General features: G+C 57.7%; 12 protein-coding genes. 2 read left to right on the top strand and 10 right to left on the bottom strand.

Annotation, left to right across the window (positions count from 1 at the left end):
* Window positions 1-195: 195 nt before the first annotated feature.
* The 10 genes from KH616_RS00570 to KH616_RS00525 all read right to left on the bottom strand — a co-directional run bounded on the left by KH616_RS00570 (window position 196) and on the right by KH616_RS00525 (window position 9,646).
* A complete protein-coding gene (locus tag KH616_RS00570; RefSeq protein WP_292232803.1) occupies window positions 196-630 on the bottom strand; it encodes a hypothetical protein in 435 nt (144 codons plus the stop codon).
* An 86-nt stretch (window positions 631-716) separates the two neighbouring features.
* Window positions 717-1,790: a ribonucleotide-diphosphate reductase subunit beta gene (locus KH616_RS00565; protein ID WP_176317548.1), complete on the bottom strand. Its 1,074-nt coding sequence runs from the start codon at window positions 1,788-1,790 to the stop codon at window positions 717-719.
* Window positions 1,791-1,870: 80 nt separating this feature from the next.
* The gene (locus KH616_RS00560) at window positions 1,871-4,711 is read right to left on the bottom strand and encodes a ribonucleoside-diphosphate reductase subunit alpha (protein WP_292232800.1); all 2,841 of its coding nucleotides are present in this window, start codon (window positions 4,709-4,711) and stop codon (window positions 1,871-1,873) included.
* A gap of 400 nt (window positions 4,712-5,111) precedes the next feature.
* A complete protein-coding gene (locus KH616_RS00555) occupies window positions 5,112-5,339 on the bottom strand; it encodes a hypothetical protein (RefSeq protein ID WP_292232798.1) in 228 nt (75 codons plus the stop codon).
* A gap of 112 nt (window positions 5,340-5,451) precedes the next feature.
* The gene (ssb, locus tag KH616_RS00550) at window positions 5,452-5,925 is read right to left on the bottom strand and encodes a single-stranded DNA-binding protein (RefSeq protein ID WP_176317549.1); all 474 of its coding nucleotides are present in this window, start codon (window positions 5,923-5,925) and stop codon (window positions 5,452-5,454) included.
* A gap of 16 nt (window positions 5,926-5,941) precedes the next feature.
* Entirely contained in the window at window positions 5,942-6,970 is a 1,029-nt protein-coding gene (locus KH616_RS00545; protein WP_292232794.1) for a hypothetical protein, read from the bottom strand.
* 10 nt (window positions 6,971-6,980) lie between these two features.
* Window positions 6,981-7,586, bottom strand: a complete 606-nt coding sequence (locus KH616_RS00540; protein ID WP_292232792.1) for a hypothetical protein — start codon at window positions 7,584-7,586, stop codon at window positions 6,981-6,983.
* Window positions 7,587-7,588: 2 nt separating this feature from the next.
* Entirely contained in the window at window positions 7,589-8,704 is a 1,116-nt protein-coding gene (locus KH616_RS00535) for an AAA family ATPase (RefSeq protein ID WP_292232790.1), read from the bottom strand.
* A 58-nt stretch (window positions 8,705-8,762) separates the two neighbouring features.
* A complete protein-coding gene (locus tag KH616_RS00530) occupies window positions 8,763-9,386 on the bottom strand; it encodes a hypothetical protein (RefSeq protein WP_046196839.1) in 624 nt (207 codons plus the stop codon).
* Complete coding sequence (locus KH616_RS00525; protein WP_292232787.1) at window positions 9,383-9,646, bottom strand: hypothetical protein; 264 nt, start codon at window positions 9,644-9,646, stop codon at window positions 9,383-9,385. The genes KH616_RS00530 and KH616_RS00525 overlap by 4 nt, the downstream gene beginning before the upstream one ends.
* A gap of 675 nt (window positions 9,647-10,321) precedes the next feature.
* On the opposite strand from KH616_RS00525, the gene KH616_RS00520 reads away from it, so the two are divergent.
* Both KH616_RS00520 and KH616_RS00515 read left to right on the top strand, forming a co-directional pair.
* Window positions 10,322-11,065 (top strand): hypothetical protein, encoded by a 744-nt coding sequence (locus tag KH616_RS00520; RefSeq protein WP_292232785.1) that lies wholly within the window; start codon window positions 10,322-10,324, stop codon window positions 11,063-11,065.
* A gap of 3 nt (window positions 11,066-11,068) precedes the next feature.
* Entirely contained in the window at window positions 11,069-12,910 is a 1,842-nt protein-coding gene (locus KH616_RS00515; RefSeq protein WP_292232783.1) for an ATP-dependent helicase, read from the top strand.
* Window positions 12,911-12,940 lie beyond the last annotated feature (30 nt).

The raw sequence follows: 12,940 nt of genomic DNA, 5'->3' as shown, positions 1-12,940 counted from the left end.
TCCAACTCATGCATGCTTGTGACGTCTCAGGAAGGGAAAAGTGCCGATTTCCGGCTCAGGCTAGTATCGACCCCCAGCTAGGTAGCAAAATTATAGTACAGGTGAATTCCTGTCGGGAAATTTTCGCGGCCATGTGGGGAGACCCTGCTTCGGCAGGGTCTCCGGTCACACTGGATGCCGAATAGGTAACCACTTTTACGTTCCCGACCGCTGATGCTTCAGGAGTTGCCTCCCTTGAGCCTCGAGCCGGGAATCGACCTTCTTCGCACCCCAGTACATCATTGCCATCACGAGCATGACTACCACGATGATGGCAGTCTGGGAACTCTCGCCCTGGATTTCAAACTCCGTTTCCAGAAAGGGCTTCCCGACTTCAAGAAGCAGGGCAATAACGAAGAAGAACAGTGCGTCCTGGAACACGTCCTTACCCAACTTCTTGCTGGAACCCTTTTCCAGAGCCTTCTCGCGAAGACTTTGTGCTTCGGATTCCAATTCCCTGATTCGCTTGCGAGCCAGCTTCAGCTCGCTTCTCGTCGATTCAAGGTGACATCTGGCATTGGACTCGCGAGCCATTGCCTGCTCCACGCGAACTGCCCGCGGATTTTTGCTTTTACTGCGGTTGTATTTCATAGACTTCTCCATTTAAAAAAATGACACCCGGAAACCCGGGTGCCGTACGTAGTCACTGCTGCTGGCAACGCCAGCGACCGCAACCATCAATCCCAGCTGAGCGCGCCGCCCGTCTGGTACTCGATCACTCGAGTCTCAAAAAAGTTGCGCTCTTTCCGCAAATCGAGCATTTCGCTCATCCACGGGAACGGGTTCGTCTCGCCCTCGAAATCCGGGTTGAGACCGATCTGAGTCTTTCGCCGGTTGGCAATGAAACGCAGATAACCTTTGAAGAGATCGGCATTCAGACCGAGGACGCCGCGGGGCATGGTGTCCTCCGCGTACTGATATTCGAGGCGTACAGCTTCCTTGAATACCTCGTCCACCTTCTGCTTGAACGATTCAGTCCACAGGTGCGGATTCTCCAGCTTGATCGCATTGATCAGGTCGATACCAAAATTGCAGTGCATCGACTCATCCCGAAGGATGTACTGGTACTGCTCCGCCGCACCCGTCATCTTGTTCTGCCGGCCCAACGACAGGATCTGCGTAAAGCCGACATAGAAGAACAGGCCTTCCATCAGACATGCGAAAACGATCAAGCTCAACAGCAGCTTCTGATCGTTCTCGACCGTTCCCGTCGTGAACGACGGATCGGTCAAGGTCTCGATGAACGGAATCAGGAAATCGTCCTTTGCCTTGATCGAAGCAACCTCTCGATAGGCATTGAAGACCTCCCCTTCGTCCAGTCCAAGGGACTCCACGATGTATTGATAGGCGTGCGTGTGCACGGCCTCCTCAAACGCCTGCCGAAGCAGGAACTGGCGACATTCCGGTGCGGTAATATGCCGGTAGGTACCGAGCACGATGTTGTTCGCAGCCAGCGAGTCTGCAGTCGTGAAGAACCCCAGATTCCGGGTGATGATCCGACGTTCGTCGGCCGTCAAGCCGTTCGGGTCTTTCCACAGCGCAATGTCCCGCGCCATGTTGATCTCCTGCGGCATCCAGTGGTTCGCGCAGCCATTCAAATATTTTTCCCACGCCCATTTGTACTTGAACGGTACGAGCTGGTTCACATCGGTCTTGCCGTTGATGATCCTCTTGTCAGCAGCATCGACACGACCGGTGGCACCACCTGCATGCGCGTGAGCAACCGCGCTGAAGGATGAAGATATTTCCATCTCAAACTCCACAACGAGAAGATGCAGGACAGCCCGAAGGCCGTCCTGCGATTAAGACAACGCGAGTCCACCAGCAATTTCTACTGGCAGGCCTCGCACTCGTCGAAGCCCGGATCGCCCGGACGCATCGTGCAGACCGGACCGTCCGCTTCCAGAGCCGGCGCCGCGGCGACCTGCGGAGCAACAGCAGCCGGAGCGGACGGGGTAACCGCGTTGAGCGTTCCCGATGCCACGGTCGACTTTTCCACCGACGTGGCCGCCATCGTGCGCAGGTAGTAGGTCGTTTTCAGACCGCGAACCCATGCCAGCTTGTAGACCTCGTCCAGCTTCTTGCCCAACGCGCCGGCGATGTAGATGTTCAGCGATTGAGCCTGGTCGATCCACTTCTGCCGGCGGGCAGCTCCCTCCACGAGCCACTTCGGATCGATCTCGAACGCCGTTGCATAGCGCGCCTTGATCTCCTCCGGAATGCGGTCGATACGCTGAACGGACCCGTCGTAATACTTCAGGTCGGCCAGCATCAACTCGTCCCAGATGCCGAGCTTCTTCAGATCGGCAATCAGGTACTCGTTGACCAGAGTGAACTCTCCGGACAGATTCGACTTCACGTACAGGTTCTGAAACTGCGGCTCGATACACGCCGACACCCCCACGATGTTCGAGATCGTTGCCGTCGGCGCGATCGCGATACAGTTGGAGTTGCGCATCCCTTGCTTCAGGATCTTCTCCCGCAGGCCGTCCCAGTCCATCGCGATGCTCTGATCGACTTCGAGGTACTGCTCGCCACGAGCTTCAGCCAACAACTTCAGCGAGTCGAACGGCAGGACACCCTTCGACCACAGCGACCCCTTGAAACTGGAGTAAGCGCCGCGCTCCGCTGCCAGATCCGACGAAGCCTCGTAGGCGTAGTACGCCAGAGCCTCCATCGAACGGTCCGAGAACTCGACCGCCGCTTCGCTGCCGAACGGAATGCCAAGGATGTACAGGGCATCCTGGTATCCCATCAGGCCCAGACCCACCGGACGGTGCTTCAAGTTCGCCGAACGAGCCTTCGCCACCGCGTAGTAGTTCATGTCGATCACGTTGTCGAGCATCCGCATCGCAATGCGGACGGTACGACGCAGTTTCTCGTGATCGATCTGGCCATCCTTGACGTGGTTGACCAGGTTGACCGAGCCCAGGTTGCAGACCGCAATTTCCACGTCGCTCGTGTTCAGCGTGATTTCGGTACACAGGTTGGAGCTATGCACCACGCCGACATGTTGCTGCGGGGAACGGATGTTGCACGGGTCCTTGAACGTGATCCAAGGATGGCCGGTTTCGAACAGCATGCCGAGCATCTTGCGCCACAGTTCAACAGCCGGACGTCGCTTGTACAGCTTGATAACGCCGGCATCTGCCTGCGCCTCGTACTGCACATAGCGCTCCTCGAACTTCGCGCCATACAGATCGTGAAGATCCGGCACGTCGTTCGGCGAGAACAGCGTCCAGTCGCTGCCTTCCATCACGCGTTTCATGAACAGGTCAGGAATCCAGTTTGCCGTATTCATGTCATGCGTACGTCGACGATCGTCCCCGGTGTTCTTGCGCAGATCCAGAAACTCCTCGATATCGAGGTGCCAAGACTCCAGATAGGCACAAACTGCACCCTTGCGCTTCCCACCTTGATTGACCGCCACAGCAGTATCGTTGACCACCTTGAGGAAGGGGACGACACCCTGCGACTTGCCATTGGTACCCTTGATCCAGGCGCCCATGGCACGGACGTTCGTCCAGTCGTTACCCAGACCGCCGGCGAACTTCGACAGCAGAGCGTTTTCCTTCAGACCGTCGTAGATCCCTTCGAGATCGTCCGAAATGGTCGTCAGGTAGCAGCTCGACAGCTGCGACCGGCGCGAGCCCGTGTTGAAGAGTGTCGGTGTGCTCGACATGTAGTCGAACGTTGACAGCACTTCGTAGAACTCGATCGCACGCGTTTCGCGCTCGATTTCGCCCCGGGCCAAACCCATCGCCACACGCATCAGGAACGCCTGCGGCAGTTCAATGCGACGCTCGTTGACGTGCAACAGATAGCGGTCGTACAGGGTTTGCATGCCGAGATAGTCGAGAAGCCCATCGCGCTCCGGACGGATTGCCGAAGCAAGACGGCCGAGATCGAAACCCTTCGACATATCCTCGGTCAAGAGCTCGGCTTTAACGCCATCCTCGATACCGCGGATGAACGCCTCGCCGTAGCCTGCAGCCACCTCGTCCAACGTCACCGGCTTGCCGAAAACGTCGTGGCCAAGCTGGAACGCAAGCACGAGCCGCGCAGCCGCTTTCGCGTGTTGCGGCTCGACCTCGATCTTCGTACGCGCCGAAAGAACCAGCGCATTCTCGATCTCGGTCTCCTTCGCCTCGTTGTAGAGGTTCCGGACTGCTTCGTCGAACAGGTCCTTCGCCGACACGCTCTCGAGCCCAAACACCACGGACTCAACGATCGCAATCCAGAAGGCCGCATCGAACGGCACCACAGCACCGTCACGCTGGCGATACGACTTGATGTGATCGTACTGACCCAGCGTCGGCGCCGGCGTGCGCTTCTGCGCAGCCATTTCGCGGTAAAGCACATACCCGCGTGCAGCTTCATGCTCACCGCTACGCATGAGCGAGAGTTCCACCTGGTCCTGAATGTCCTCGATGCGGAAAGCAGCGCTCTCCCCACGACGATTCAGGGCAGCACACACGGCGTTGGTCAATTCCTCGACCTTCACGCGCTGCGCGGCACTCAGGGACGACACACCGGCGCGATACAGATTGCCGTGTGCGTCGTACAGGAATGCCTTGGCGATCGCGTTTGCGATCTTCGCTCTGTCGAACGGTACGGTCTCGCCGTTACGGCGGATGACCATGTGTGCACCAATCAGATCTTCGCGTTTCATTTCATACTCCTACTGTAAAAGTTGTTACCCAGGTGAGAAGGCGCGAGGCCCAGTTAAACGGCCTCGCATCGAGATCGCTTAAGTGGATCCCGAATCAAGTGGGTGACAAGAATTCGGCAGGAATCTTCCCCAACGGGAAAGTGCAGCCCCGCCGGGTTAAAGAACGTCGACCTCGACGATCGACAACATGAGAAAAGGACCGAAATCCCCGAAGCAGGTGATGCTTCAAAGCGGTAGTCACCAAGGTGACCGTGGCTGAATCCGTCAGCTCGGGAGCGAACATCGCTCAATAAAACCGGTTACTTCCCGAAGCGGATCCACTAGATCGGCTTGGGGAAGTCCGCTCAGAGAGCGGGCTTCGGTTTGAGTGCGGTACACGCACCACACACAGAACATGCGGTCAATCCAGCACCGCGGCGACGAAGACGCTGTTCGTGGAAACGAACTGGTCGGGATCGCGGAACTCGTTTTCCACGACCAGACCGATACCGTCGAACGCGACCTTCTTCACCGTCGACTTGCCGTCGGCCTTGACCGTCACATCGCAAGCGAACGTATTACGCATGACCTGCTCGTTCTTGATGAATTCGACCAGTTCAGCGCCCGTCTTCACACGTTGAGTATTCATGTCCATCTCCGTCAAATTGAATTGTCGTCGGCGGGCACGTCCCCCGGTTGGGGGACGTGCCCCCTTCCGGGAAAAACTCAGTTTCAAATCGATTCAGATAGCGACCAAACCTTCAAAAGGCCGGACCACCATCTTCATCGCCGTAGCCACCCGCATATGCCGGACCTTCGTCACGGGATTGCTCGTTGCCACCTTGCGACTGACCATTACCTCGCGAACCTGCGTGCCCGTTGGACTGTTGGCGAACCAACTCGCCCTTCTTGGCAATCAGCTCCATGGACTGGACGTACATCTCCACCACCTTGCACTTCTGCCCGTTCTTCTCGTAAGTACGAGGTTTAACACGGCAGGTGATGTTGACGAGGTCGCCGCTCTGGTACTTCTCAGCCACCTTCTCTGCATAGTCGCCGACCACAACGCAGTCGTGCCACTCCGCGACCTCCACCCATCTGCCCGCCTTCTTGTCGAAGTAGTCATCGTTCGAGCAGAGCGAGAACTTCGCCACCGGCGTACCCGACGGAAGGAACCGTACTTCCGGGTCCTTGCCGATCCGGCCGTGAATAAAACAGACGTTCGTATTGCGCATACGGTTTCCTTTACTTTCAAAGCTTCACGACGTTGTAGGCGTTCTTCCAGGCCTTCCGCCCGTCCGGCTCTCTCCACTCGATACGGCCGAGGTGTTCGATCCGCACGCGACTTCCAACCTCCGCACCACAATCGGCGATCGCACGCTCGAGGTCCGTGCCATAGACCGGCAGTGCATTACCGTGCAACTCATCAGCTTCGATGGTCACGCAGTACTGCTCGATCTCCTTGTTGTCGATCTTGCGGGGCTTGACGCCGATCTCGACAATCTCGCCCGTGTACACCTTGGACGGACGGCTACGTTTCTGCTTCTTTTCCACGGCCTCCTTGAACGAGCTCGGCATGACTGCAACGTCGCCGTCCTCTTTCTTGGAACGCTTGGCTGACTTTTCCGAAGAATCGCCGGCATCACGTTTCGTGGACTCCTGGTCTTTCGATTCCGCCTTCGGGGCCGACGAAGCGACAGGATCCGAAGAACCCGACGCAACGACTCGCAGCTTCACCTCATGCTCCCCGCGCAACAGCTTGTTCACCTGTGCAACGGTAGCCTTGAGGATCGACTCGATCTCGGACATACCCGAATACGAGATCTCCTCCAGTTCGCGGCGCTCGAAACCGAGACGCTCGGAAAGGGTGCGGTCATAGATCTTCACCAGCCTCTTGACCTTACCGCCCGGGTAGAACCAAAACAGGACCGCCCCGAACCCCCTCTCGAACGTGATCGTCCGAGTGAAAACAGCCGTGACCGGCCCTTTCGATACCGAAACGGTGGACACGGACTTCGCAGTCTCCACCTTTTGAGGGTTCGACGTCTCTGCCGGATTGACCGATGCGACTTCCTCCGCCCCCACTTCCGCTACATCTTTTTTGCGGGAAGACTTCGCATACCGCAGGACGGCTCGCGCCAACCATGCAACACCAACGGTCGTACGGTGCAGCGCAACGTAAGCCAGTTTGAACACGAGTTCAACCGCGTCAAACAGTAAGTCAACCAGCGACTCGGAAATAGTCTGCCGCTTCCGTGCCGTGCTAGCTTGCTGAGACATATCTACCTCTCTAGAAATTGACCAATGACCTCCCCACCGTAAAGACCGTTGGAGTGGTAATCAGTCCAGCCTTGACAGATGTTCCGTGGTGCTCCCCCATGAGGAGATCGCGTCCAAAGAACGACATCATCTCTTTCCCACCACGATGGATGGGTACTTCATCGAGATCTTCACTCGTGCTATCCGGCTTCGCTACCTGAATGCCCAGACGCATCGCTGCGCCGAGAATTCCGATCACGGTTTGCGCGTTTGCACGTGTCCCTACAACGGTGACACCTTCGTAGGATTCGACAAAACTCCAGTCGGGATCGCTCCCGACGTATTCCGCCACAATCTCGCGGAACGTGGAATCGATCGAGCCGTTGACGACCACCAGCAGATCCGAGGCCTGAAATTGTTCGACACAGCCCTCGTTCAACGATCGCTCACCGATCAACTCGAACCCAAAGGACTCGAGCTGACTCTGAAGCGCTGACGACGTCGCCGAAGCCACGTCCTCCCTCTTCAGTCGGCCACCGGTAACGCCGATGAAAATGCATGTCGTGTTGTCGGTGGCCATCGGTATAGCGATGTCGATCCCGTCAGAGATCTTGCGATACAACTGGACGGGAATCATGGTCAGGCACCTGCGGGTTGCATCGTGTGCAGGTTGTCCTTGCTGGACTTGTAGTCACCGCCGCCGAACGTCTGCGTCACGAGCTCATGCACGGCAACTCGGACTTCATCCGAACAGGAAAGCGACCACGCGCGCTCCAGCCCGTAATGCATCGGCGACTCGACCAAGCTGCCCTGTGTCGAAGCACTCATCGCCTTCGAGACCCAACGACGCAAAACGCGCGTCGATATGGTCTTGTCGAGTGCCCCCGAATCGTCGGTCACTCCCGCATACAACTTGCGGACCTGATTCGCGACGGAAACGAACTTTTCAGCGAGGACATGGGCCGGCAACGACGGCTGATACGGTGCGATCATCTCCGTGATCAACTGGACTTCGATCTCCTGCGGGAGATATCCGAACCAGCTGAACTCGAAGCGCTCGTCATTCGCGTTGTCCTGCGTATGACGTCCTTGCACCAGCCCCTTGTCGTCTTTCGGGTTGCAGGTCGCGTAGACGCGAAACCCGTGACGCGGAACAATCAGTTCGCCGGTTTCGGGAACGAGGTACGGCCGTCCCTCCAAAAGGAGGTTCAACCCGGTCATTTCGCCCGGATCGATGACGTTGTACTCGTCGATGAGAACCGACATGCCGAGGCGTGCGGCCATGAGCACGGGCCCGTCAACCCACGAAACCCCGCCATCCTTGTTCGGGACGAGGCGGCCAATCAGGTGATAAGCCTGGGTTCGCGGATTGGCGGACATACTCAGCAGCGGAAGATTCAGGGAAGCGTGAAACTGCTGGACGCCCATCGTCTTGCCGGTGCCGGGATGGCCCATTGCACAGAAGGCGTTGCCGCCCGCCATGTAGAAGTGAAGCAGATCGCGCAGATTGTCGATCGGCCACTTGTACGTCGGATCCTTTGCCGGAGTGAACACGCAAGGTTCGCTCAGACCGAGGATCTTTGCACCACGCATACGTTCAATGCCGAAGCACGCGAACCCATCGAAGTGAACCCATTGCGGGCACGCCTTCTGTTCAACAGGAGCCGCAGCAGCAGCGGCCGTCGCGGGTTCCTGCGAAGCCTTTTTGCGGGACTTGCTCGGAGCGGCGGCAGCTTGAGTTGCTTGGGTCGTCATGGAATTCTCCAGAAATTTTGGAGACTCCAGCCCTCTCGGGGACTGGAGCCCCCAGGGCTTAACTACTCAGAATCTGCGACTTCCTCGCGCGGATCTGTTCCCTGAGTTCATCAGGGTTCAGGCCGGCGACTCGGCAGCAGGTTACGAAGGTGAACGGGATCTCGCTCTGATACAGCTTGACCCGCATCCGACGCTTCTCAATGACTTCGGTTTTCTGACCATCGACGATCTCCTCCTTGGCTTCAGAAAGAAACTGGTCACGGTATCCCATGAAGTTCGGCTTCAACACCCAGTCAAGGATGTCTTGCTTCTCTTCCAGATTGCCGCGCATCGACAGCAGCTCGATTGAACGCTCGAGAAGCAAAGCGTGGAGCCACTCGACCCCCTCTTCACTCCACTCCTCTCCCTCACAATCTCCCCCGACGACACCGACGGCCGGAACCGGCACTTCACTTTCGCTCACCTCGAAAATCTCGGCAAACGACTCACGAAGCAGCGGCATATCCAGGTCATCGAATCCTTCGGGGATCGAGCGAACCTTCGTCTTGCTTAGGGCGTAGGCAGACTGCCTGGCCTTTCTTTCGCGTGCCGCCTGATCCGCCTTCGCTTCTCGAACGACCTGCTCATGTTCGGGAATAAAGAAGAACGTACCCTGGACAGGCACCGTCTCGATCGAGTTCATGACCCGTTCTCCTTTTCGGTGAACAGATCCGCACCCTCTGTCAGCGCGTGAACGATATCCGTGATACCACGGTTATCTTTCTTGACGCTAAGGTAGTGATGCTGCCCGTGGTCCTTTTTCTCCCGGTGGAAAATGAGGCATCCACGGGGATTCGACAACTCCCAGACCGTGAAAAACCGATCCCGGGTGATGTCGTCGACCTCGACGCGTGACTCGACACGAGAATTGCCTTGCAGACGAGAGACTTCCGTCCAGTTCATAGGCTTCTCCATCACAGAGACGCGAGAAGCCCATTCCCTTTGCGGAAATGAGATTCCCGCAAGGGTTGAAAACGCAGCACGAAGCTACGCCAGGCGATGCCTGAGACAGATTGGCTGGAGGACCAGCTATGCCGGGAAACCCCGGACTCACCCCCTGACACGACAACGGACAGAGGGCATTTCAACGACGTCTAACAGCTACGTCGCGCGAAATACTGGCTTTGGAATAGACAATGGAGGAGATGAGAAAGCGTATCAACGCCTATTCGAAAGCCCCCGGGAACCACCCGGGGGCGAGTACTTCTGGCAGTGCTTGAGGCACTCCCGGGTCCGCAGGACCCTTTTACAAAGCGATTTGGCAGTTTCCTGCCAGGAACCGACCGTCGTCAGTCCGCAACAAGGGGGCTCGAGATGAGTACCAGCTCCAGCTGCTGGGCACCGATTCTCTACCGGCGCGGAGTCGATTCTGTACTGGCCCACAGGAAATTGCAAGCGAATTCCTGACACGAAATACGCCCAACCTTTTGACTACCGGCGCGATCCGCCCCTACCAGTCGTCCCGAATAGCACCCGCCCGCAGCGCGGAAAGACCGGCCTCTTAGATCACGTTTCAGCGTTGTTACAGCAAAGACCGAGAATTAACCTACGCTGACCCACTTCCTATGAGGAAATATTATGACCACCGCGGAAAGCGTCAACCTCCTGCGCCCGTCCGTGACCATGCAGGTCGCGGAATTCGCCCGGGAGACCTTCGGCCGCCAAATGCGCGGCGCGCTGGAAAAAGAGCCGGTCGAATTCGGATCGAGCATTGTCCAGTCGTTCGTCCGGCGTGACTACACGCTCCTGAACAAGAACCTGCACTTCGCGATCGACGCGCCGCGCACGCTGCCGCGATACGACACGACCACCTGCGATGAAGTCGACGAGTTGTTCCGCAAGAAGATCGGCGAATCGATCACCTACGTCAACAACCTGAAACAGCAACTCTGGCAATTGTTCCAGGCCAACGCAGTCGATCCGAAGGCTGAATTCCCGAGCGTCCTGCGGCAGGATCTGTTCTACGTCTCGCCGCACGCAAAGAACTACATCAAGCTGCTCCGCATCGCCGACGAGTACATGCTGCTGCTCTGGTCCGCCTACCTGAACGGCCTCGTCTCCGCCCGCGATCGCCACGGCGAAGAGCTCAAGGTGCGCAAGCGCATCCGCTCCATCACGAACCTCGCTCGTGACGTCAAGTTCCAGACGTACAAGAAGTTCAACGCGTGGCAGGCGAACGAGCAGACCCGCACCGCCGCCACGACGGCCGGTGCCGCTTCCGCTCAAGCAGCCTCCGCACAAGCCGAACCGGCTGGTCCGACGAAGGACGCTGGTGCGACCGAGTCGGCGCCGTCCGTCGAAGATCAAGCGCAGGCGGCTTAATCCGTGAGCCTCAATCCTTCCCAACACCGTGTGGCCCATGGCTTCGGCAATATGCTTGCCGTCGCCGGGCCAGGTTCGGGAAAGACCAAGACGATCATCACGAAGATCGGCGTCATCCTGCAAGCCGATCGAAAGTTCCGGGTAGGTGCCGTCACCTTCACCAGCGACACCGCGAACGAAATGCGCGAACGTCTGGTGAAGGAGTTCGGCCCCGACGTCCTCAAGCGAGTCGACCTCGGTACCTTCCACAAGCTGTCGATCGACCATCTCCGCCGGCATAAGATGCTCGGCAAGATTGCTACCCCGCCCGAGCAGAAGACGTTCCTGCGCCGGGCCATCTCAGCAACGAACACCGAAATTGACAACGAAGAAGCATTCAAGCTCTTCGAGAACTACAAGTGCGCTATCGAGCACGATGGGAGCGAGATTCCGCCGTTCATCCTGGCCTACAACGAGATGCTTAAGCGCAACCGCGTCGTGGATCTATACGACGTCATGCGTGACTGCGCGACAAAGATGAGCAATGGGGAATTGCCTCCCTTGCCAGTCACGCACCTGCTGGTCGACGAATTTCAGGATAGCGACGAAATCCAGTTCGTATGGATGATGGCGCACGCCAAGCGTGATATTCCGGTCACGATCGTCGGGGATGACGATCAGTCCATCTATGCTTGGCGGCGCGCACTCGGCTACAAAGGCATGATCGATTTCGTCGAGCAGACTGGCGCCGAAATCATCCCATTGGGAGAAAACTATCGCTCCCACTCGGAAATCCTTGCCCCCGCCGATCGATTGATTCGCCACAATGCCGGCCAGCGTGTCGAAAAAGATCTCGTGGCCAAGCGCGGGCCCGGTGGTTCAACGCACGTCTATGCCGTTTCGGCCGCTAACCGCGAAGACGGCGAAGAACACGACAAGGTCGCGCTCCAGACGGAATTTCTCGTGCCATACATCATGGAAGCCGTGCTGCCCGAGGACGAGCAGCCTGGTGGGCGCCTTGCAGTCCGGCCCGGCGAATGGGCTATTCTTGCCCGGACCAACTTCCTTCTCGACTCTGTTGAAGCCGTGTTGGACGAGTTCAACATCCGCTCGAGGAGAAACGGCGGGTCGTTCTGGGACAAGGACTACATCAACACATACCTGCAGTTGCTGATTTCGGTTGAAACGATGAACCGCAGCGGCATCGACCACGCGCTGGCATTTGTCGGTACAAGCGAGGAAGCACTGAGCCAGCTCCACAAGCGCATACCAGGCGCAACGATGGCGCCTTTCTTCGAGCGGGACTTCGACGATTACGGCGATATCGCCAAGATTGACGCTGAGCATATGCGCGCGCTCCAACAGTTACTCGTCACGTGGCGTCAGGACGCTCTGTTCCGCAAAATTCCGGGGACGACTACACCCATGCGAGCAGTCAACCAAGCGATCGATTCCGCGGCGACTTATTTGACGATGGGGCTTCGTGCTGGCAACTTCCGCGATCGCGTGGCCAGACACCTGAGCAAAGCAGGTGACATTCTGAAGCGCCGCACCGGCTCACTTGTCTCACGCGTCCAAAGTGTCCAGAAGCCCAAGGGCAAGGACGATCCAGCATCGGTCGGGCTGTTCACCATGCACAGTTGCAAAGGACTCGAGTTCGGCAACACTGCCATCGTCGGCGCCGACAAGGATATCGTTCCATCGCTTGGCGAGGGCAGCACCGAGGTCGACGAGCGGCGGCTTTTTTATGTCGCCATGACTCGAGCGAAGAATCGTCTTTTCATCCTTCACACGCCGACCAACGATACCCCCTATATCGCTGAGGCTGGCTTGGTTTCCAACCCTGCGACCGTCTACCCGTCGTAACGCTTTTCCCATATAGACGTTCAACCAAGA

Source organism: Burkholderia sp. (assembly GCF_018375725.1).
Lineage (GTDB): Bacteria > Pseudomonadota > Gammaproteobacteria > Burkholderiales > Burkholderiaceae > Burkholderia.
This window is presented reverse-complemented; position numbering and strand designations above follow the sequence as displayed.